The organism is Tannerella forsythia (assembly GCF_001006485.1).
Taxonomy (GTDB): Bacteria; Bacteroidota; Bacteroidia; order Bacteroidales; family Tannerellaceae; genus Tannerella; species Tannerella forsythia.
On the sequence record NZ_JUET01000113.1, the window covers coordinates 15,996 to 37,648 of the forward strand.

Annotated in this window: 15 protein-coding genes, 1 tRNA gene and 2 pseudogenes; 11 read left to right on the forward strand and 7 right to left on the reverse strand. The window is 47.1% G+C overall.

Annotated features, from left to right (window positions below; all coding sequences use genetic code 11):
• Window positions 1-47: 47 nt before the first annotated feature.
• Together Tanf_RS10460 and Tanf_RS10465 are read right to left on the reverse strand one after the other, a co-directional pair.
• Window positions 48-503, reverse strand: coding sequence for a hypothetical protein (locus tag Tanf_RS10460; protein WP_140230667.1), 456 nt, complete (start codon window positions 501-503; stop codon window positions 48-50).
• A gap of 861 nt (window positions 504-1,364) precedes the next feature.
• Window positions 1,365-1,435, reverse strand: a tRNA-Gln gene (locus tag Tanf_RS10465).
• A gap of 113 nt (window positions 1,436-1,548) precedes the next feature.
• Here Tanf_RS10465 and rsfS point away from each other — a divergent pair.
• The 3 genes from rsfS to Tanf_RS10480 are packed head-to-tail and all read left to right on the forward strand — an operon-like array spanning window position 1,549 to window position 4,799.
• Window positions 1,549-1,908 (forward strand): ribosome silencing factor, encoded by a 360-nt coding sequence (rsfS, locus tag Tanf_RS10470; RefSeq protein ID WP_014225656.1) that lies wholly within the window; start codon window positions 1,549-1,551, stop codon window positions 1,906-1,908.
• A 23-nt stretch (window positions 1,909-1,931) separates the two neighbouring features.
• A complete protein-coding gene (gene ftsH, locus Tanf_RS10475; RefSeq protein ID WP_014225655.1) occupies window positions 1,932-3,932 on the forward strand; it encodes an ATP-dependent zinc metalloprotease FtsH in 2,001 nt (666 codons plus the stop codon).
• Window positions 3,933-3,947: 15 nt separating this feature from the next.
• The gene (locus Tanf_RS10480; RefSeq protein WP_046825830.1) at window positions 3,948-4,799 is read left to right on the forward strand and encodes a phosphatidate cytidylyltransferase; all 852 of its coding nucleotides are present in this window, start codon (window positions 3,948-3,950) and stop codon (window positions 4,797-4,799) included.
• On the opposite strand, the gene porT is transcribed toward Tanf_RS10480, so the two are convergent.
• Complete coding sequence (gene porT, locus Tanf_RS10485) at window positions 4,786-5,499, reverse strand: type IX secretion/gliding motility protein PorT/SprT (protein WP_041590869.1); 714 nt, start codon at window positions 5,497-5,499, stop codon at window positions 4,786-4,788. The two genes, Tanf_RS10480 and porT, sit on opposite strands and share 14 nt — an antisense overlap.
• Before the next feature lie 140 nt (window positions 5,500-5,639).
• On the opposite strand from porT, the gene fdxA reads away from it, so the two are divergent.
• The 3 genes from fdxA to Tanf_RS10500 all read left to right on the forward strand — a co-directional run bounded on the left by fdxA (window position 5,640) and on the right by Tanf_RS10500 (window position 11,474).
• Window positions 5,640-5,810: a 4Fe-4S ferredoxin gene (fdxA, locus tag Tanf_RS10490; protein WP_014225652.1), complete on the forward strand. Its 171-nt coding sequence runs from the start codon at window positions 5,640-5,642 to the stop codon at window positions 5,808-5,810.
• Window positions 5,811-6,224: 414 nt separating this feature from the next.
• Entirely contained in the window at window positions 6,225-8,762 is a 2,538-nt protein-coding gene (locus Tanf_RS10495; protein ID WP_046825831.1) for an adenosylcobalamin-dependent ribonucleoside-diphosphate reductase, read from the forward strand.
• An 18-nt stretch (window positions 8,763-8,780) separates the two neighbouring features.
• The gene (locus Tanf_RS10500) at window positions 8,781-11,474 is read left to right on the forward strand and encodes a 4-alpha-glucanotransferase (RefSeq protein WP_046825832.1); all 2,694 of its coding nucleotides are present in this window, start codon (window positions 8,781-8,783) and stop codon (window positions 11,472-11,474) included.
• On the opposite strand, the gene Tanf_RS10505 is transcribed toward Tanf_RS10500, so the two are convergent.
• Window positions 11,467-11,886: a bactofilin family protein gene (locus tag Tanf_RS10505; RefSeq protein WP_014225649.1), complete on the reverse strand. Its 420-nt coding sequence runs from the start codon at window positions 11,884-11,886 to the stop codon at window positions 11,467-11,469. The two genes, Tanf_RS10500 and Tanf_RS10505, sit on opposite strands and share 8 nt — an antisense overlap.
• Before the next feature lie 88 nt (window positions 11,887-11,974).
• On the opposite strand from Tanf_RS10505, the gene folB reads away from it, so the two are divergent.
• Window positions 11,975-12,331: a dihydroneopterin aldolase gene (folB, locus tag Tanf_RS10510; protein WP_041590867.1), complete on the forward strand. Its 357-nt coding sequence runs from the start codon at window positions 11,975-11,977 to the stop codon at window positions 12,329-12,331.
• A 174-nt stretch (window positions 12,332-12,505) separates the two neighbouring features.
• Here the strand turns inward: folB and Tanf_RS15835 are convergent, their stop codons facing one another.
• Window positions 12,506-13,003: an HU family DNA-binding protein gene (locus Tanf_RS15835; RefSeq protein ID WP_014225647.1), complete on the reverse strand. Its 498-nt coding sequence runs from the start codon at window positions 13,001-13,003 to the stop codon at window positions 12,506-12,508.
• Window positions 13,004-13,258: 255 nt separating this feature from the next.
• On the opposite strand from Tanf_RS15835, the gene Tanf_RS10520 reads away from it, so the two are divergent.
• From Tanf_RS10520 to Tanf_RS10530, 3 genes are all read left to right on the forward strand, one after another.
• Window positions 13,259-15,553: an ATP-dependent helicase gene (locus Tanf_RS10520; protein ID WP_046825833.1), complete on the forward strand. Its 2,295-nt coding sequence runs from the start codon at window positions 13,259-13,261 to the stop codon at window positions 15,551-15,553.
• A gap of 4 nt (window positions 15,554-15,557) precedes the next feature.
• Entirely contained in the window at window positions 15,558-16,694 is a 1,137-nt protein-coding gene (gene nspC / locus Tanf_RS10525) for a carboxynorspermidine decarboxylase (RefSeq protein WP_046825834.1), read from the forward strand.
• 652 nt (window positions 16,695-17,346) lie between these two features.
• Window positions 17,347-19,548 carry a sodium-translocating pyrophosphatase gene (locus Tanf_RS10530; protein WP_046825835.1) on the forward strand — a complete coding sequence of 734 codons (2,202 nt, stop codon included), beginning with the start codon at window positions 17,347-17,349 and terminating at the stop codon, window positions 19,546-19,548.
• Window positions 19,549-19,811: 263 nt separating this feature from the next.
• Here Tanf_RS10530 and Tanf_RS10535 read toward each other — a convergent pair whose 3' ends face one another.
• Window positions 19,812-20,336 (reverse strand): ferritin, encoded by a 525-nt coding sequence (locus tag Tanf_RS10535; RefSeq protein WP_014225642.1) that lies wholly within the window; start codon window positions 20,334-20,336, stop codon window positions 19,812-19,814.
• A gap of 526 nt (window positions 20,337-20,862) precedes the next feature.
• Between Tanf_RS10535 and Tanf_RS16500 the strand changes: the two are divergent.
• A pseudogene (locus tag Tanf_RS16500) lies at window positions 20,863-21,119 on the forward strand (IS1380 family transposase); the annotation flags it as partial.
• Window positions 21,120-21,516: 397 nt separating this feature from the next.
• On the opposite strand, the pseudogene Tanf_RS14910 reads toward Tanf_RS16500, so the two are convergent.
• Window positions 21,517-21,653: pseudogene (locus tag Tanf_RS14910) on the reverse strand (IS1595 family transposase); the annotation flags it as partial.

Genomic DNA, 21,653 nt, shown 5'->3' on the forward strand with positions numbered 1-21,653 from the left:
TTTTTTACTTTAAAAATAGTTGTTTATTTTATTGGTTTGGATGCGATTCAATATCCCAGAAAAAAGAACAGTACATACCCTATCCATTCCGGTGGGAATCCGGTATCTATGTGAAAAGCAGGTTTTTCGTCCATGGTATAAATCTGCCTCTCATAAAGCAGGGCCACATGCTCTACCTTTCCGTTCCGAGGTTCTACACGATAAAATCGATTTTCCGCGGGAATATAGTAGCCTGCCAATTTGTCTTCTCTGTTGATGTATTCTATCCGGTTTTCATCCGTTGGACGAGCATAATTGATCCCTAAATCTTCGCGACGCACTCCGTCCAACACTTCAATCATCCGCCCCTCTTCAATCAGAAAGGTTGATCCGGTAACATTGATTTGTGCATTGTTTACCTTTGTGGCGATTACCCGTCCTTGCCTGTCATACATCGATTGTGCATAACTCTTTCCTGCAAAGCAAGGCAATAGCAACAATAAAAAACACAAACTACTTTTCATTCCCACAATTCAATACAATAAATTTAAGTAAATTTGGAATTGCAAAGTTAATTATACCCTCACCACACATGCAAAAAAATTTTGTTTTTTTTTTATATGTATAACACTTGTATACACAATATAAATATCCAAAAGACAATCTTTTATCCACTGCACACATAATCGTCAGCAGAGATGTTTTACCTTATTCTGAGGGTTTTATGAGTAAGTATTAGGACTGTCGTTTATTCCACCTTCCGCAATAGAGATTTTCCACCCGATGTCAATAGGCCGTGCAGGGGCGAATAAGGAGGCGAACACACAAGTTTACCTCTACGTAACGACCGACTGCCGAACATTGACTGCTGACTAACTCAGGCTTTCAGCCCTTTTGTCGGGGTATTGATTATTCCCCAACGCTTCGCATTGGGCTGAATGATCTCGCCCCCTATTTATTAATGGTTAATTGTCAATGGTCATGCCGGGTACATGATTCGGCGTGTAACACGCATAACCATTACCCGAAAGGGCTGCAAGCCCGATATAATCGTTAGCGGTCAGTATTCAGCAATCAGCCAACAAATCAACAAATCAACATGTCAACAAATCAACAACTCACCGCCTCTGCGGGGTTTATAAGGGCCGAAGGTCTGAATTAAATTAATTGTTCAGCGTCAACCATTAATGGTTAGCTCTTAACGATCAAAAATGAGTGAAACTTGTGGTTAATCTGACTACTGACCACCAACTAAAGAATCTTAAAGAAAAACGCCACTGCCTTCCGGCTATTCCTTTACTTTTTATATCGAAAACAACTTTTTCCGAAAGTGTAGAAACTTTAAAATTCGGGGGGGGGGAGGGGAAACATGTGACGCCTCCTTGTTGTTCTACTAGGATTCGAACCTAGACAAACAGGACCAGAATCTGTTGTGCTACCATTACACCATAGAACAATGAGATAAGGAAAGAGTTTCTCTTTACTTTCCGGGTGCAAAATTACATCTTTTTTTTTCCCTGCCAAAAAATAATGACTTATATTTGTCCCGCAGAATTGAAAAAAGCAAGGATGAATCAAACAAAAACACTTGTCAATGCGGTCGTTAAAGGCCTGCAAGAAAAAAAAGGAAAACGAATCGTCACCGTAGATATGAGTCAATTATCGGGGGCAATTTGCGAATATATGGTCATATGCGAGGGAAACAGCCCGACACAAGTTTCGTCACTCTCCGACTCGGTTTGGGACATCGTCCGCACAGATGCCGGTGAGAAACCCCTCTCGATGGAGGGTAACCGAAATGCACAATGGATCGGAATGGATTATGGCACGGTTCTTGTTCATATCTTTATGCCCGAACAACGCTCGTTCTATAATCTGGAAAATCTTTGGGCTGATTCGAAGATTAAAGCGATTCCCGATTTGGATTGAATTTTTCGGCTTAATATAAAGGTATGGAAGAAAAAAATAATTTGCCGAAGAACGATAACGGCAACAAGCCTAAGTTCCGTTTCAACCTGTATTGGATGTACGGATTTGTTTTTATCGCATTGATGGGACTGTATCTGATGAATGATTTTTCGGCATCGAAAGAGTTGGGATGGACGGAATTTCAGCAGTTGGCAGCCGATGACGTATTCGATAAAATAATCGTCCACAATCGTAAAAATCTCTTGGAAGCTACCGTCAAGGCCGACCACCGGAGACGGGTATTCACTCGCGAAGAAGAGCCGTTCGATACGGAAGCAAAGGTGTATGTCAAAATTCCTTCGGCTGATAAATTTTCGGATTTTTACGACAAAGTGGTGGCTGAAAAACAAATCTCAGCGCAAGTAAGTTTCAAAGAAGGAGACGATACGCTGTGGAATCTGATCGTGTCTATCGGCCCGTTCGTTATTATCATTTTATTGTGGCTGTTTTTTATGCGCCGCATGGCCGGCGGGGCTGCCGGTGGACCGGGAGGCGTATTCAACGTAGGAAAATCGAAAGCGCAACTCTTCGACAAAAATTCGCACGTCAAAGTGACATTCAAAGACGTGGCCGGACTTGTCGAAGCCAAACAGGAAGTGGAAGAAATCGTCTCGTTCCTCAAAAATCCGGGGAAGTATACCGAATTAGGCGGAAAGATTCCCAAAGGCGCTTTGCTGGTAGGCCCTCCGGGAACGGGAAAAACACTTTTAGCCAAGGCGGTAGCCGGTGAAGCGCATGTGCCGTTTTTTTCCCTCTCCGGCTCGGATTTTGTGGAGATGTTTGTCGGTGTCGGCGCCTCGCGAGTGCGCGACTTATTCCGGCAGGCAAAGGAAAAAGCACCTTGTATCGTATTCATCGACGAGATTGATGCGGTGGGACGAGCACGCGGTAAGAACGCCAATATGACAAGCAATGACGAACGTGAAAGTACGCTGAACCAGTTATTGACTGAGATGGACGGCTTCGGCTCGAACAGCGGTGTCATCATCCTCGCCGCCACGAACCGCGCCGATGTGCTCGATAAGGCACTTTTGCGTGCGGGACGCTTCGATCGCCAAATTCATGTCGAACTGCCCGACCTGAACGAACGGAAAGAAATCTTCGGCGTACATCTTCGACCGATCAAGATCGATTCATCGGTCGATACCGATTTTCTGGCACGACAAACACCGGGTTTCTCGGGGGCGGATATCGCCAATGTATGCAACGAAGCCGCCCTGATAGCTGCCCGAAACGGAAAAAATTTCGTACAAAAGGAAGATTTCATGAACGCCGTTGACCGGATCGTGGGCGGTCTGGAAAAGCGGACAAGAATCACGACGGCGAGAGAACGTAAAAGTATCGCCTACCATGAGGCCGGCCATGCTTCCATCAGTTGGTTGCTGGAACATGCCAATCCGCTCGTTAAAGTAACCATCGTCCCCAGAGGAAAAGCACTCGGGGCGGCATGGTATCTGCCGGAAGAGCGACAAATTACCACACGCGACCAACTGTTAGACGAAATGTGTGCAACCCTCGGCGGACGTGCGGCAGAAGAAGTTTTCCTCGGGGAAATTTCGACCGGAGCTTCCAACGATCTGGAACGTGTCACCAAACAAGCATATGCCATGGTCACGTATTTCGGGATGAGTGAGCGACTGCCCAACCTGAATTATTATGATTCTACGGGACAGGAATGGGGCTTTACCAAACCTTACAGCGAAGAGACGGCACAACTGATCGACAAGGAAGTACAAGGTCTGATTAACGAACAGTTCGAACGCGCCAAACGGATTCTGACCGAGCATGCGGACCAACACAATCAATTGGCCGAAAAATTGCTGGTAGCCGAAGTCATTTATTCGGAAGACCTGGAAGCGATTTTTGGCAAACGCCCCTGGGTTTCGCGCTCACAGGAAATCATGGATCAGCAAGATGCGTCCGTGCCCGATCCCCCTCCTATTCCAAAACCGGAAAAAAACACGAAAACGGAAGTAGGCTCTTAAAAGACGCTCTGCACCTTGAAAAAATTATTCGTCAGAACAGTAACCGGAATGGTGTATGTAGCCGTCATCGTACTTGCGATGACGCTACATCCGTATGCTTACCTCACGTTGTTTATGCTTGTTGTAGGCTTGTCGCTGCACGAGTTTCATACGCTCATTTGGCATAATAACGGTACGGAGGCCTCCACCCTACATCCCCCCAAAAACTTTTCCCGATGGTTGGAAATCGCCGGAGGAATTTATCTTTTTGCGGCCTCTTTCTTCTATGCCAACGGGCGAATGTCCGAAATAATCTATGCGCCGTATTTACTTTTTCTGATCTTTATCTTGATTGCAGGCTTATATCATAAAAGAGAAAATCCGGTAAATCGGTGGGCAATGACGCTCTTCTTGCAGTTTTATTGCGCAGGGCTGTTTTCTATGTTGAATTTTGTGATGTTTGATCCCGTAGACAAGACATACCATCCCTATTATGGGCTGCTTATTTTCATCTTTATCTGGCTTAATGATACGGGGGCTTATATCGTCGGAACAGCATTCGGCAAGCACCGTTTGTTCCCGCGTGTTTCTCCGATGAAGTCATGGGAAGGGTTTGCCGGCGGGCTTGTCATTGCGTGGATCGCAGCGTTGGCATTGGCCGGTTCTTACCCTGAGGTGAGCTGGTACCACTGGACGGCTTTTGCAACAATGATCGTGGTATTCGGCACATGGGGAGACTTAGTTGAATCACTGATCAAACGTACTTATGGCGTCAAAGACTCCGGAACACTTCTTCCGGGACATGGCGGCATATTAGACCGTTTCGACAGCATGATGTTAGCCACTCCGGCCATTTGGCTCTATCTGAGACTTTTCATTCAAAGTTAAAGGTCAACACAATCAAACGTGAAGTAGCTCTCGATAGTGCTGCAGTATACACTCGATCAGGCTCGCTGATCAAATCGTTACGGTCTTTTTCCAGCACATCGGCCAGTCCGAAACAAAACTTCAACTCGGGACAAAGCTTAAAATAAGGTAAATAAATATCACATCCGAAGCCAATCTCTACTCCATAATCCAATGGCTTTAACAAGACAGGGGTTTCTTTTTTACGCCCCATGTCGAAACTGGTATAGACGCCGCCAAGCAAGTAAGGACGATAGTTATTAAGTCGCATCGCCGTATATTTCAAATCTAACGGCAAGGTAAGATAATTCGATCGGATCGATGTGGTAAATGTAGCATGGGAATCGGAAGCCCGTGCATCAATAAAAGTGAACTTCTTATCTCCAAAGTGAACGGTCGGCGTAAAACGCAAATTCAAATATGGATTGACATATAAATTGCCAATCACTCCGACACTGAATCCCGGCGAATAAGACGGTATTTCGGCAAACCACATTTTCCCGTCAGACGTTGTCACCCCCGAATGCGTTAAAATCAAATCTTGTGTATGCATCCCGACATGAAACCCGAAATGATACCGTTTCATATCGGCATACGGCTGGTTCTTTGGCCTTTGCCGTTGAGCATAAAGACTCGAAACAGCCAAAGCCCCCCATAAGATCATCAATATACTTCGTCTCAATTTGCTTTTATTTTATATGAATAACGGAAGAAGAAAAAAGTTATTGCAGCAAAGGAAAGAATAAAAAAAAAGACAAACATTTTTTTTAATCGGAAGAATTGCTTACTTTTGCATTGTTCTAACTTTAAAAATAAAAGAAAATGGCTTACGTAATTAGTGAAGATTGTATTGCATGTGGTACATGTATCGATGAATGTCCGGTGGAAGCAATCTCCGAGGGAGATATCTACCGCATTGATCCGGAAGTATGTACCGACTGTGGAACATGTGCAGAAGCATGCCCGACGGGTGCAATCAGCCCGGGGGCATAATCTACGCATTCCTAAACCTCTAAAGAGGGGATGTACCCAAACATTGCGTTTTGACACACACCCCCTCTTTTTTTATTGCAATCTCATACCTGCCGCTTCTACACTGACATCCTGAAAAAGTTAGATTCCCCCTCCTGACTTCCTGGCAGAAGCCCTTCCCTTCCTCAAATAAAAGTTATTCAAAAAAATCATCGAATCACGTATTTTAGAAAAACCTTTCATACGACAAGTTTTACCTTTTGGAAAACTTTTCACACCTCATAAAAATACATATCATTATATGTCAACTAACTAATAACTTTCTATGGAAAACTTTTCAACAGCTACATATTTTTTTGTGAAATAATTTAGCAAAGAAAATAAAGAATAACTACTTTTGTAGCCTAAAAGACACAACAAATAAATAAAGGAAATATGGGCTTAAAAACGTACACTTTCGATGAGGCATATCAGGCATCGTTGGATTATTTTACGGGAGATGAACTGGCAGCAAAAGTCTGGGTAAATAAATATGCGTTGAAAGACGCGTTTGGGAACATTTACGAACAAACTCCCACAGACATGCACCGTCGTTTGGCCGGAGAAGTAGCCCGTGTGGAAGCAAAATATCCGAATCCGTTGTCGGAGCAGGAGCTGTTCGAACTCTTCGATCATTTCCGATTTATTATACCGCAGGGAAGCCCCATGACAGGTATCGGCAATGATTTTCAAATCGCCTCGCTGTCCAACTGTTTTGTGGTCGGTGTAGAAGGTAATGCCGATTCGTACGGTGCTGTTATTCGCATTGATGAAGAACAGGTGCAACTGATGAAACGCAGAGGAGGCGTGGGACACGATTTATCGCATATTCGTCCGAAAGGTTCACCCGTAAAAAACTCGGCGCTGACCTCCACCGGACTCGTACCTTTTATGGAACGGTATTCGAATTCCACACGTGAAGTGGCTCAGGACGGGCGTCGCGGAGCATTGATGATGAGTGTCTCCATCAAACATCCCGATGCCGAATCGTTTATCGATGCAAAAATGACAGAAGGAAGGGTCACGGGAGCAAACGTCTCGGTCAAAATCGATGACGAATTTATGGAAGCGGTAGTGAGCGGTGCAATGTATCATCAACAATATCCGATTGCCGGAGACGACCCGATGGTTACGAAGCTCATCGACGCAAGATCGCTATGGAAAAAAATCATTCATAATGCGTGGAAATCCGCCGAACCGGGTGTATTGTTCTGGGATACGATCCTTAGAGAATCAGTGCCGGACTCGTACGCCGACTTAGGCTTCCGTACGGTTTCAACCAATCCGTGCGGCGAGATACCGCTTTGTCCGTATGACAGCTGTCGACTGCTGGCGATCAACCTGTATTCGTATGTCGTGAACCCGTTCAGTAAGGATGCCTATTTCGACTTCGACTTGTTTAAAAAACATGTTGGGCTGGCACAACGCATCATGGACGACATTATCGATCTGGAATCGGAGAAGATTGAAAAGATTCTGGAAAAGATTGCTTCCGATCCGGAAGGAGAAGATATTAAGCGCACCGAGCGTGAACTGTGGGAGAAAATTCAGCGAAAGACGCTGGCCGGGAGACGTACGGGGGTCGGAATCACGGCCGAGGGCGATATGTTGGCGGCTTTGAACCTGCGATACGGAACGGAAGAAGCGACCGACTTTGCAGAAAAAGTTCAGAAAACGCTGGCACTGGCGGCCTACGATTCCTCTGTTAAGATGGCCAAAGAGCGCGGAGCATTCGAAATTTACGATGCCAAACGCGAAGAGCATAACCCGTTTATCCTGCGATTGAAGAATGAGTCCCCGGCCCTGTATGAAGATATGGTAAAATACGGCCGTCGTAACATCGCATGTCTGACGATTGCACCGACCGGCACAACAAGCCTGATGACCCAGACTACCTCGGGTATTGAACCCGTATTTTTACCGGTTTACAAACGTCGGCGCAAAGTGAATCCGAACGACGCCGATGTACATATCGATTACGTAGACGAAACGGGCGATGCCTTTGAAGAGTATGTGGTTTTTCATCATAAATTTGTCACATGGATGCTGGCAAACGATTATCCCGTAACGAAAAAATATACGGCAGAAGAAATCGATCATCTGGTTGCGCTCTCTCCTTATTACAAAGCCACTTCGAACGATGTGGACTGGGTACAGAAAGTACGGATGCAGGGACGTATCCAGAAATGGGTCGATCATTCGATTAGCGTGACAATCAATCTGCCGAATGACGTATCGGAAGAAATGATCGATAAATTATATGTAGAAGCATGGCGTTCAGGCTGCAAAGGTTGTACGGTTTATCGAGACGGATCACGCTCGGGCGTATTGCTGTCGACAGAAAAGAAGAAAAAGAAACATGAAGACTGCATGGAGCCTCCGGTCATCGTCTCGACACGTCCGCGAGAGTTGGAAGCCGATGTGGTGAAGTTCCAGAACAATCGTGAAAAATGGATCGCTTTTGTCGGATTGATGAACGGACGCCCCTACGAGATTTTTACCGGTCTGGCCGATGACGAAGAAGGTATTATGCTCCCGAAAACGGTAGAAAAAGGAAGCATCATCAAAAGCTACGACGCTGACGGGCGCAAGCATTACGACTTTCAGTTCAAGAACAAGCGTGGCTTTAAAATGACGCTCGAAGGACTGGACAGTAAGTTCGAACCGGAGTATTGGAATTACGCTAAACTGATTTCGGGCGTGTTACGTTATGGTATGCCCATCAGCCAAGTCATCAAGCTGGTACAGGAAATGGAACTGAATAACGAGTCCATCAATACGTGGAAGAATGGCGTGGCACGTGCATTGAAAAAGTACCTTCCCAATGGCACAGAACTTAAAGGACAGAAGTGTCCGAATTGCGGCTACGAAACGCTTGTTTACCAGGAAGGCTGCCTGATTTGCAAAAACTGTGGCGCTTCACGCTGCGGATAGGATAGACATCGTCAGCTCATGAACATATCGTTTCATATCAGCTTTCGGGCTTCCTCGAAACAGAGAATGTGCGTGTGTGGCTCCATTCCCGAGTTGGGCTGTAACGAGCCGGTCATGGCAAAAGAAATGGCTTGTGCAGACGGTGAACATTGGTCGTTACGCCTTGAAATACCTGACGATATGACCGAAATCGAGTATCACTATCTCCTGAGAGATGCAGACCGCAAAGTAACCCCCGAGCCGTGGCGTCGAAAGCATCGCATCGCATTCGACCGTACAGCGGCAAGTTATTGCCTGTACGACTATTGGCGCGAAGAGCCGACGAATATCGCATTGTATACTTCAGCGTTTACGAAGAATCTGTTTGCTCACAACGGGTCTGAACCCATTCATGAACAGCCTGATCGCAGTTTGATCATTCGGGTTCCGAATCCCCGGGTGCGGAAAAATCAGCGGGTCGCTCTTGCCGGCAATCAGGCATGTCTGGGACATTGGGATACGACGCAAGCCAAGCTCCTATGCCCGTCCGGCGCTGCAGAATGGGAAGTTTGCCTCAATGCCGATGAGATCCGTTTTCCGTTTGAGTACAAATTTTTCGTCTGTGATGAAACAAAACACGTCTGTCATTGGGAGAAAGGCGACAACCGCGTGCTCACAGAGGCTCCCTCAGAAACATGCGAGGTCACGGTGATTTCAGAATATCCGTATCGTGAAGATTTGCCCGAATGGAAAGGAGCAGGGACCGTCATCCCTGTTTTTTCGTTACGTTCCGAACAAAGTTTCGGAGTAGGTGACCTGCATGACCTCCGATTATTGATCGACTGGGCCGAGCAGACACAGCAATGTGTTATCCAAGTGCTCCCGATGAATGACACGACTTGTACGCATACGTGGAAAGACTCTTATCCTTACAGCGCCATCTCGATGTATGCCCTGCATCCGATGTATATCTCGCTATACAGCATGGGAACCCTCAACGATCCGGACCGGATGGCTTATTTCCGAAAGAAACAGATTGCTCTGAATGAAAAGGAAGAAGTCGATTACGAAGCGGTCGAACGTTATAAAACGACATATTGCCGCGCTTTCTTTGAACAGGAAGGTGCGGCCATTTTATCGGGTTGCGATTTCAAACGTTTCCTGGAGAATAACCGAAAATGGCTGACTCCATACGCAGCATTTTGTTATTTACGGGATCAATACCATACGGCCGATTTCTCACAATGGGGGAAAGACGCGATATACAGTCCGCTCCGGATTGAAAAACTATGTGCGGAAAACAGCCCGGCGTACCCGGAAATTTCGTATGTCTATTTTCTGCAATACGTTTTACATAGCCAGTTTCAAGCTGTATCGAACCATGCCCGCCGGAAAGGAATCATCCTGAAAGGTGATCTGCCCATCGGTATTCACCGAACAAGTGTGGAGGCGTGGACGGATACCCGCTACTTTAATATGAACGGTCAAGCAGGTGCTCCGCCCGATGATTTCTCCGCCATGGGGCAAAACTGGTCTTTCCCGACCTATCATTGGGAGATCATGGAAGAAGACGGGTTCACGTGGTGGAAGAAACGCTTCGGTAAGATGAGCGATTATTTCGACAGTTTTCGTATCGATCATATTCTCGGATTCTTTCGTATCTGGGAAATTCCGCTCGATTACGTACAAGGATTATGCGGACACTTCCGACCGGCATTGCCGTTGACCGTCGGCGAAATAGAATCGTACGGTTTAGCGTTTAAAAAGGAATATACGTCAGCGGCAATTCACCGAAAATACCTGCCGGAGTTATTCGGGGAGCAAACGGAAGTTGTTATCGACCATTACCTCTCCCCCATGGATGCGGAACATATGATGCTGAATCCGTTTTGTGATACCCAGCGGAAAATACAGAGACTCTTCAAGGGGAAGGAAGATAACGTATCTCAACAGATTCAATCCGGTCTTTATGCATTAGCCAATGAGGTACTTTTTCTGGAAGACCCATACGAGCCGGGAAAATATCATCCGCGCATATCATCCTCGAAGTCACACCGTTATCAGGAACTGACGGAAACAGAGCAAACAGCTTTCGACAAGCTTTATGCTTACTTTTTTTACGAACGGCATCATGACTTTTGGAAAACGACGGCGCTAAGCAGGCTCCGTCCCTTGGTTGCAACAACAGAAATGCTGGTGTGCGGAGAAGATTTGGGGATGATTCCCGACTCCGTACACGAAGTGATGGAAGAACTGCACATCCTGAGTCTGGAGTTGGGCCGCATATCCAAAGTCTTCGGGCAAGAATTCACCGACTTGAAAACAGCCCCCTACAACTCTGTCTGCACGACTTCGACACACGATATGAGCCCTTTGCGTACATGGTGGGAAGAAGACCCAAAACGTACGCAACGATATGCTGAGTTTGTCTTAAAAGAAACCGAAGCGCCCCCCAAGGAATGCACCCCCGAAATAGCCGAGCGAATAATCGCCGAACATCTGCATGCACATTCCATACTGACCATCTTTCCTTTGCAGGATTGGCTGGCCATAGACCATTACTTGAGACGAAAAGACGCCTCACAAGAGCGTATCAATCTCCCGGCAGACCCTGATCATTATTGGCGTTACCGCATACACATCCCGCTCGAACAGCTTTTACAAGCCTCCGAATTCAATCAAAAAATCCGTGCGATGCTCTCAAAGAGTCATCGCACAAATACAATCACTTGATTGGAGTGACGTTCGCTTTCTTATTTCCGGGAACTTGCATTCCGTCCGTTTGATTCTTACCGGACATTGTACACGTTCCGTTGAAATGAGCGCCCGGTTCAATCTCGAGGGTCTGCGTAAAAATATCCCCTTTGATGATGGCGGTGGACTTAAAAACAAGCTTCTCCTTGATACGGATCGAACCTTCCACATCTCCCAATATCTCTGCATTGTCCGAGAGGATGTTCCCTGCGATACTTCCTTTAGGACCGATGACGATTTTTCCTTTACAATTGATATCACCTTCGATCCGTCCGTCTAAGCGAAAGTCAGAATCCGAGGCAATGCTTCCCGTCACAATCGTTCCGGCAGCTAATACGTTATGTACTCCGCCGCTGCTAATAGGTATTTCTTCATTTTTTGTGCGTACCATAATTTTTAAATTTGGATTGTCGCAAATATAGGTATTATTCTTTTCAGAAAAAGTTTTTTTGCTTATTTTTACAGACAAATTAACAGGAATGAAGGGAAAAATTGAATTACAAGGCATGAAATTCCATGCTTATCACGGGGTTTTGCCGCAGGAAACACGTGTAGGAGGAGAATTTGTGGTGAATCTGTCTTTTTCAATGTCGCATCTCCGGTCTTTACAAACCGACAACCTGGCTGACACCATCAGCTACGCAGAGGTATATGAGCTTGTAAAAACAGAAATGGAGGTTCCGTCGCAATTGCTTGAGCATGTAGCCGGACGGATTTCGGCTGCATTGAAAACACACTTTCCGGAACTGTCCGGACTTCGGCTGAAGATTTCAAAAAAAAGCCCTCCCTTAGGAGGTGAAGTGGAAAGTGCATCGGTCATACTCGAAGATGAATAATCCAATCAAAGAAGAAGAACCATCATGACCCACCGGTCACAATACCCATCAACTGCGATACCTTAATCCTAAAGCAGACCTATTCACTAGAAAAGAGGATGTATCAAAACGCAATGTTTTGGTACACCCTCTTTGACACATTGTCTTCTTTTTCAAAGAATAAGTAAAGCGTACTTACTTCACCACTCTTGTCAAGTCAGTACCGGGCTTGAACTTAATGACTTTACGAGCAGGGATGTTAATCACTTTCTTTGTCTGCGGATTCACACCTTTGCGAGATGCCTTTTCTACGACAGAGAAAGAACCAAATCCTAAGATAGACACTTTCTCGCCTTTCTTCATCTCGCCCTGAATCGTTTTAACCATAGCCTCAACGGCTTTTTTCCCGTCTACTTTGCTTAAGCCGGCTTTTTCGGCAACAGCATTAATAAATTCTGTTTTGTTCATAATGTTGTAAATTAAAAAGTAATAATGTATAAAGCGATAATCTATTTCATTTTTTCGTTTTATTTCAGGCCTCAAATATAGTTTGAAAATTTGACTATCAACAATAATAAGCCATTTTTTTTTCAAAAAAGTACAATTTTCCCCATACGGTCCTAAATATTTCCGTAAAAAGAGAAAAAAAGACAGGCTTGTAGAAGGGGCAACGCCTTTAATAAATCCTCGCATATTTACCTGAAATGATTTTTTATGCAAAAAAAAATAAGGCAATGACACTGGATATCCTTGCACCGTAAAAATTATTTTTTCATTGCCTTGCGGTTACCTTATCGCCAAGTTTGCAAAGAACAATGCAAAGGCACGAAATGAAAAGAGAGTCGTAAACCATAGAAAGTTCGGGTGATACGATGCTCTTGCCGGGGCGATCATGTTTTTTGCCGGAAATGGTCTATCTTTGCATACCGAATAGCAAAAGCAACGAAGGTGAACCATTCCATATTAGACGAGTTAAATGATAATCAGCGCGAAATCGTTCTGTACTGCGACGGTCCAGCCATGGTAGTAGCGGGCGCGGGCTCGGGCAAGACGCGCGTCCTGACGTACAAAATCATTCATCTGCTTGAACAGGGACTGGCCCCTTACAGCATTCTGGCGCTTACGTTTACAAACAAGGCTGCCCGCGAGATGAAACACCGTATCGCTACGCTGACGGACGAGTCGCTGGGGCGTCGGCTGAGCATGGGCACGTTTCATTCCATCTTCTACCGTATCTTGCGCCGCGAGGCCAAAGCGATCGGTTACCGGCCGGATTTCACGATCTACGACGCGTCCGACTCGAAGAACCTGATCCGCAGCATCATCAAAGAGATGCAGCTCGATGAGAAGACCTACCGCCCGGGCATGGTGCAAAGCCGCATATCGAACGCGAAGAACAGGCTCATCACCGGCGAGGCATACGAACGAAACAAGGAGCTGCTCGAATACGATACGAAGTCGAAAGTTCCCATGCTGCACGAGATTTACAGGCGCTACCAGAGCCGCTGCCATCAGGCCGGCGTGATGGATTTCGACGAGTTGCTGCTACAGACGAATCTGCTGTTTCGCGACCATCGGCAGGTGCTGGAAAAATATCAGGAACTGTTCCGCTATGTGCTGGTAGACGAGTATCAGGATACGAATTTCGCGCAACACCTGATCGTGACGCGCCTGTGCGAGAAACACCGGCGCATCTGCGTAGTCGGCGACGACGCCCAGAGCATCTACTCGTTTCGCGGAGCCAACATCGACAACATGCTGCGCTTCAAAGATCAGTACCCCGACTATCGCCTGTTCAAATTGGAACGGAACTATCGTTCGACGCAAAACATCGTCAATGCGGCCAACAGCCTTATCCGCAAAAATAAAGGGCAAATCCCCAAGCATGTCTACTCCGAAAACGAGCCGGGCAGCAAAATACGCGTCCTTTCGGCATATTCGGACTATGAAGAAGGGTATCTGATCGCTTCGCAGATTCTCGAACTGCGGATGAACGAACGGAGCTCCTACGAACATTTTGCCGTGCTCTACCGCACCAATGCGCAGTCGCGTATCCTTGAAGAAGCACTCCGGAAAAGAAATATCGCCTATAAAATTTACGGCGGACAGTCGTTTTACCAGCGCAAGGAAATCAAAGACCTGATCGCCTACTTCCGGGTCATCGTCAACCCGCACGACGAGGAAGCGCTCAAACGGATCATCAACTATCCGGCGCGAGGCATCGGCGACGCGACGGTCGGCAAATTGCTCAGCGCCGCCGACCGGCATCAGGTCAGTGTCTGGACAGCGCTTTCGCAGCCGGCCGATTACACCGTCCCTATCCACGAAGGAACGGCACGCAAACTCCGTGAATTTCAAACGCTGATGGAAGAGCTGATGACGGAATCGACGCGTCTGCCGGCCAAAGAGATGGCGGAGCTTACCATCAAACGAAGCGGCATCGCGGCGCAACTTTTCCAAGACCGCTCGGTCGAAGGCATCAGCCGGCAGGAAAATATGCAGGAGCTGCTGAAGGCGATTCATGAGTTTTGCGAGAACAAACGCGAAGAAGGGAACGAACGCGTGTCGCTGGCCGACTTCCTGATGGAGGTCTCCCTCCTCACCGATCAGGACAGCGATAAAGAAGATGATACCGACAAAGTCACCCTGATGACCGTTCACGCGGCCAAAGGGTTAGAGTTCGACCACGTGATTATCGCGGGCATGGAGGAGAATCTTTTTCCCTCGTCGATGGCCATGGACAGCCTGCGCGCCATTGAAGAAGAGCGGCGGCTGTTTTATGTGGCCATCACGCGTGCCAAACGCCATTGTATCATTACCTGCGCCAAGAGCCGTTTCCGCAACGGACAGCACCAGACCAGCTCGCCCAGCCATTTTCTGGACGATATCGACCCGACGTATCTGCATCGGCCGGACGATTCGGGCATGATCCGCCAGCCGATCGACCCGCAACGATACGAACCGGCCTGTTCCCGCGCATCTTACTCCCCGCAGCCCACACGAAACACGTCCTCTCCCTCACGCCTTAAGCGTATCGAGCACAAGGAGGCAGAGATCGTGAAACAAGTCGAATCATTGAACGGCCTGCACGTGGGCGATACGATCCGGCACGAACGCTTCGGGAAAGGAAAAATCGTGTCGCTGGAAGGAGAAGGAGGCGACGCCAAGGCAACGGTACATTTCGATTATTCGGGCAGCCGCACGCTGCTTTTAAAATATGCCAAAATAACGGTTATCAAATAAAACAATGGATATACAAACCATCCCTTCGCCGTGTTACGTCATCGAAGAATCGCTCTTACGACGTAACCTGACGCTCATCAAAGACGTGAAAGAACGCGCCGGAATCGAAATCATTATGGCGCTGAAAGCGTTTGCTATGTGGAAAGTTTTCCCCATCGTACGCGAATATATTCCGTATGCCACCGCCAGCTCCGTGTACGAAGCCCGGTTAGTTTACGAAGAGCTGGGCACTCCGGCACATACGTACTCGCCGGCCTACACGGAAGCCGACTTCCCGCATCTGTTGAAATGCAGCAGTCATATCACGTTCAACTCGTTATCACAGTTCGAGCGATTTTACCCGATGGTCGTTGCCGACGGCCGTCGCATCTCGTGCGGGTTACGCATCAACCCCGAATATTCGGATGTCGCTACCGATCTGTATAATCCCTGTGCGCCGGGCTCGAGAATGGGTATCACCTCCGACAAACTGCCCGACCAACTTCCCGAAGGTGTCGAAGGACTTCATTTTCATACGCTCTGCGAATCGTCCGCGCAAGATCTGGCAAACACGTTGCAGGCTGTCGAACAGCGCTTCGGCCGATGGTTGTCGCAAGTCCGCTGGTTGAATATGGGCGGAGGCCATCTGATGACCCGCAAAGGGTATGATATCGATTTCCTTCTCCGACTATTAAACGAGTTTAAAGCCAAGTATCCGCACTTGCAGATCATCATGGAGCCGGGCAGCGCCTTCTTTTGGCAAACGGGATTTCTGCGGACAACGGTCGTCGACTTCGTCGAAAACAACGGCGTCGAAACGGCCGTTATCGACGCGTCGTTCACGTGCCACATGCCCGACTGTCTCGAAATGCCCTATAAACCAGCCGTTCGCCATGCGACGGACGCCGCTCCGGGCAAACCGACGTACCGTATCGGCGGATGTAGCTGTCTGAGCGGCGATTTTATGGGCGACTGGTCGTTCGACCGGCCGTTGCATATCGGCGACCCGCTGATCTTCGAAGACATGATTCATTATACGACCGTCAAAACGACGATGTTCAACGGCATTCAGCATCCTTCGCTGGCCATACTCCGCGAAGACGGTACACTCAATATGCTGCGCACTTTCACCTACGAAGATTACAAGAGCCGGATGTCGTAACTAAAAATGCTGACACAACCTTTATCCGTATATATTAAGGATGTGCACAAACGAAATGTTTGGGTACTCCCTCATACATATGCTCCCCTCCTACTCTTCTCTGCTTAAACCCACATTCGGCAATAGAAGAAATAAGAATGAATTTAATTCAGACCTTCAGCCCTTATAAACCCCGCAGAGGCGGTGATGCGGTGAGTTGTTGACATGTTGAATTGTTGAGTTGTTGGCTGATTGCTGAATACTGACCGCTAACGATTATATCGGGCTTGCAGCCCTTTCGGGTAATGGTTATGCGTGTTACACGCCGAATCATGTACCCGGCATGACAATTAACCATTGACAATTAACCATTAATAAACAGCCCTGAAAGGGCGTGTTAATTCAGCCCAATGCGAAGCGTTGGAAAAAAAGGCATCGCGTCTCGGCGGAGGGCTGTAAGCCTGACGTAACCCTTGTCGTACATTCGTACGTACATTATTAACGTAATGGTAAACGCCCAACAGTGTATCGCGTAATTTGGGGTAAATTGCCCTCCAAAACTCCATAAAGGATAGAATTGTAAATATCTCTTGTTTTTAACACATAATATTTGCATTTACAAGAAGATAATTTCTATATTTGTAAAATTTAATTTACATTAATATCATAAATCATGGAAACTCTATTTTGGTTTGTCCCTCTGGCCTCCGTATTAGCGCTTCTGTTTGCCGGTCTTTTCTACAAACAAATGCGCAAAGCCAGCGAAGGAACGGAAACGATGCGGGAGATCGCCGCACATGTACGAAAAGGAGCAATGGCTTACCTTAAACAACAGTACAAAGTCGTGACAGTGGTTTTCATTGTTCTCGCTCTATTCTTCGCCATATTGGCGTATGGTTTTAATGTGCAGAACCCCTGGGTGCCTTTTGCCTTTCTTACCGGCGGATTTTTTTCCGGTCTGGCGGGATTTATCGGCATGAAAACGGCGACATACGCCTCGGCCCGGACGGCTAACGCAGCCCGTAATTCGCTGAACGAAGGGCTGAAGCTCGCATTCCGGTCGGGAGCGGTGATGGGGTTGGTCGTAGTCGGCCTCGGACTGCTGGACATCTCGCTCTGGTATCTGGTTCTTGATTATTTTATCGACACCACCGGCGCACAGAAGTTGGTGATCATCACCACGACGATGCTGACCTTCGGCATGGGTGCATCGACACAGGCGCTGTTTGCCCGTGTGGGCGGAGGCATTTACACCAAAGCGGCCGATGTGGGCGCCGATCTGGTGGGCAAGGTCGAAGCGGGTATCCCCGAAGATGACCCGCGCAACCCGGCGACAATCGCCGATAACGTGGGCGATAACGTGGGCGATGTGGCCGGTATGGGCGCCGACTTATACGAATCGTACTGCGGCTCGATCCTTGCAACGGCCGCACTCGGAGCATCGGCGTTTTACGACGGTGCAGACCTGCAGGCGAAAGCCGTACTTGCTCCGATGCTGATCGCCGCCGCCGGTATTTTGCTCTCGATTGTCGGTATTTATACGGTCCGGACGAAAGAGGGAGCAGGCATGCAGCAGTTGCTCAAATCGCTCGGCACAGGAGTAAACCTGAGCTCGGTACTGATTGCCGTAGCTGCTTTCGGCATTTTGTATCTGCTGCAAATGCCCAACTGGTTCGGAATTTCGTGCTCAGTCGTTGTAGGATTGATCGCCGGGGTGATTATCGGACAGTCGACCGAGTATTATACGTCTCACTCGCATAAGCCGACGCAATCGATCGCTCACAGTTCGAACTCAGGCCCGGCCACCGTCATCATTTCGGGCTTGGGCATCGGCATGGTTTCGACGGCGATCCCCGTCCTCACCATCACCTGCGCCATTATTCTGGCTTTTCTCTGCGCCACGGGCTTCGATACGGCCAATCTGCTGACGGCCGGGAACCTCAGCCTGGGACTCTATGGCATCGGCATTGCCGCCGTCGGGATGTTATCGACCTTGGGTATTACGCTGGCAACCGACGCTTACGGACCCATCGCCGACAATGCGGGAGGAAATGCCGAGATGAGCAAACTCGAACCGCATGTGCGCCAACGTACCGACGTGCTCGATGCGCTCGGTAATACGACGGCGGCAACAGGCAAAGGATTCGCGATCGGATCGGCGGCGCTGACGGCGCTGGCCTTGCTGGCTTCGTATATCGAGGAGGTGAAGATGGGATTGCAGCATATCGGCACGACGACGATCGATATCGCCGGACGCACGGTAGAAGTAACACGAGCGACCATCCCCGACTTTATGGCGTATTATCAGGTCGATCTGATGAACCCGAAAGTCCTGATCGGAGTCTTTATCGGTTCGATGATGGCCTTCCTCTTTTGCGGCCTGACGATGAACGCGGTCGGTCGTGCGGCTCGCAAGATGGTGGAAGAAGTACGGCGTCAGTTCCGTGAGATCAAAGGCATCCTGACCGGAGAGGCAACGCCCGACTATGCGCGTTGCGTGGCGATTTCGACACAGGGGGCACAGCGTGAGATGCTGTTCCCGTCAATATTGGCTATTATCGCACCGGTACTTGTCGGGATCATCTTCGGGGTAGCCGGAGTTATGGGATTGTTAGTCGGCGGATTGGGTGCCGGATTTGTGCTGGCCGTTTTCATGGCTAACGCAGGAGGCGCCTGGGACAATGCCAAGAAATACATCGAGGAAGGTCATCACGGAGGCAAAGGCTCCGAGGCGCATAAAGCGACGGTAGTAGGCGATACGGTAGGCGATCCGTTCAAGGATACATCGGGGCCATCGCTGAATATTCTGATCAAACTGATGTCGATGGTAGCTATTGTCATGGCAGGTCTTACGGTAGCTTTCAGCCTTTTGTAACGGTGTTTCTCATATTTTTCCAGATCGAGAGACAAGGTGTCACAACCTTTCAAACATCTCATTGTTCGTGAGATGAAAGTTTGGGGGCATACTAGCCGTATGCTCCCGAACCTTCATCCATAGCGTCCCGAAATTTTGCCCCTTCTTACACACCTGAAGAGGGTGTGCCCAAACATTACGCTTTGACACACCCTCTTTTTTCTGCCGGCAAGAGACGAAATCCTTTCGTATGCTCTCCAGATCGACTCATCTGCAAACGGAATTTATTCCCCCGATTTTGTGAGGGGAGCAGCCGTTTTATACGTACGTCCCGACAGCTCCTTGTCGAGCATATACAGTCCGTATCCGTTGTCTTTTATCATCTTCAGGTTATTGATGATATCCAGAGCCGTTTCCTCTTCTTCTACCTGCTCGTCGATAAACCACTTCAACATGCTTTGGGTAGCATAATCGGATTCTTGCAGTGCCAACGTATACAAGTCGTTGATCAGACCGGTCACAATCCGCTCGTGTTTTAACGTTTCCTCGAACGAATTCAGCAACGAGTCCCATTGGGTCGGAACGGCCTCAATCGGTTTAAGAGTAACGCGTCCGCCGCGTGAGATGACATAGTTAAACAGAATCATAGCGTGATCCTGCTCTTCTTTGAATTGTACCTGATACCAGTTAGCGACTCCGTTATATCCGTTGTCGTAGCAATAAGCCGACATAGACAAATACAAATAGGCCGACCATAATTCGGCATTGATTTGATCGTTGATTGCCGTTTCAATTTTTTTGTTAAACATAATTGTCATTTAATTTGGGTGAATATTTTAAAAGATCAGTAGTCCAAAGATAGGGAATATATTGCAATAAACATGTTAAAAAAACAATAAAACCGATCCTTTTGTAAGCCGCACGTATTACTGCCGCAGATGAATAATTTTTTATTGATTTAATTATCAAATATATAAAAACATCTTCCGAACAAACCTCTTTATTGATGCATTTTATTTTTAACCTGTGTAAAAACCCATCTCACAATCATTGAAAATATCATCGAGCCGCACAAAACCACCCAAACAGTCATTATGTATTGGATCCATCCATTTCCGAGTAGTTCGTTAATATGTATTTTCTTTATTAGTTGAAAAATTGCCATATGCGAAAGATATATCTCCATACTAAATGCACTAACAATTCCTATTATTTTATTATTCAAAGACTTATTTGGATGCATCTGAATAAAGTAAACAAGCATACCGGAGGATACTAAAAGGCACATAAACGATCCGCCGATTAAATAATAACCAATGAGAGACAGCAGCAATTGCAACCGAAGCCGCCTTGATTTTTTCGATGATAGCCTATGATTTAATGTCTCTGTTCCGACTCTTTGTTCTTCAAGAAAAAACGAAAAAAAAACACGTTCCACACTGCGTTACCGAACTTTGCTTTTGGTGCATATTTTGAAAGGGCAGGCGATACGCTCAAACTAAAAATAGCACTTACTAAAAAACGCCGAAAATGGTTCATCGGACGATGGGATTACCCCCATAAATCTAAACCCCAAAATCCCTATCGCATAATTTGGAATGATACGGTTCTGAACGAAATCAGCTGTCAGTTGGAAATAAAAGGCGTGATTGTCAAGCGAGGCACCATCGTTAATGCGAATATCGATAAAAACGCATTATGTAGTCACTTTTGCAGAGGTCTCAAAATAGGGGATTGATACATTTCGCATAATACACGGTAGAATCCGACAGATGGATCTGTTCGCGAGCTTCCGTAGGGATCGTATAGTTCATCTCATCCACGGGAGTTAGCGGCTCTTCTCTGTCGAAAAACAGAGCATAACACAAAATCACAGCAAAAAAAGATAATAACAATGCCTTCATTTTTTATGCTTTTACTTGCATGATGCAACTTTATGTAGAAACGCTGCATCAAATGGAATTATTGTTCAAAATAAACTTTTTATGATTATCCGTATTTATACCTAAACTCATTTTTATAGGTTACGCAAGCTACGAGCAATCTTCCAAAGAGGGCTTCTCCCCAGTATCTTCGATTAAACTTATAACAGAATTCATCGAGATAATTTTGTAAGAATTCGGGCT

Excerpts from the sequence above, each read along its gene's own strand:
- Tanf_RS10460 (WP_140230667.1), bottom strand. The coding sequence starts at position 503 with ATGAAAAGTAGTTTGTGTTTTTTATTGTTGCTATTGCCTTGCTTTGCA.
- rsfS (WP_014225656.1), top strand. The coding sequence starts at position 1,549 with ATGAATCAAACAAAAACACTTGTCAATGCGGTCGTTAAAGGCCTGCAA.
- ftsH (WP_014225655.1), top strand. The coding sequence starts at position 1,932 with ATGGAAGAAAAAAATAATTTGCCGAAGAACGATAACGGCAACAAGCCT.
- fdxA (WP_014225652.1), top strand. The coding sequence starts at position 5,640 with ATGGCTTACGTAATTAGTGAAGATTGTATTGCATGTGGTACATGTATC.
- Tanf_RS10495 (WP_046825831.1), top strand. The coding sequence starts at position 6,225 with ATGGGCTTAAAAACGTACACTTTCGATGAGGCATATCAGGCATCGTTG.
- Tanf_RS10500 (WP_046825832.1), top strand. The coding sequence starts at position 8,781 with ATGAACATATCGTTTCATATCAGCTTTCGGGCTTCCTCGAAACAGAGA.
- Tanf_RS10505 (WP_014225649.1), bottom strand. The coding sequence starts at position 11,886 with ATGGTACGCACAAAAAATGAAGAAATACCTATTAGCAGCGGCGGAGTA.
- folB (WP_041590867.1), top strand. The coding sequence starts at position 11,975 with ATGAAGGGAAAAATTGAATTACAAGGCATGAAATTCCATGCTTATCAC.
- Tanf_RS15835 (WP_014225647.1), bottom strand. The coding sequence starts at position 13,003 with ATGCGAGGATTTATTAAAGGCGTTGCCCCTTCTACAAGCCTGTCTTTT.
- nspC (WP_046825834.1), top strand. The coding sequence starts at position 15,558 with ATGGATATACAAACCATCCCTTCGCCGTGTTACGTCATCGAAGAATCG.
- Tanf_RS10530 (WP_046825835.1), top strand. The coding sequence starts at position 17,347 with ATGGAAACTCTATTTTGGTTTGTCCCTCTGGCCTCCGTATTAGCGCTT.
- Tanf_RS10535 (WP_014225642.1), bottom strand. The coding sequence starts at position 20,336 with ATGTTTAACAAAAAAATTGAAACGGCAATCAACGATCAAATCAATGCC.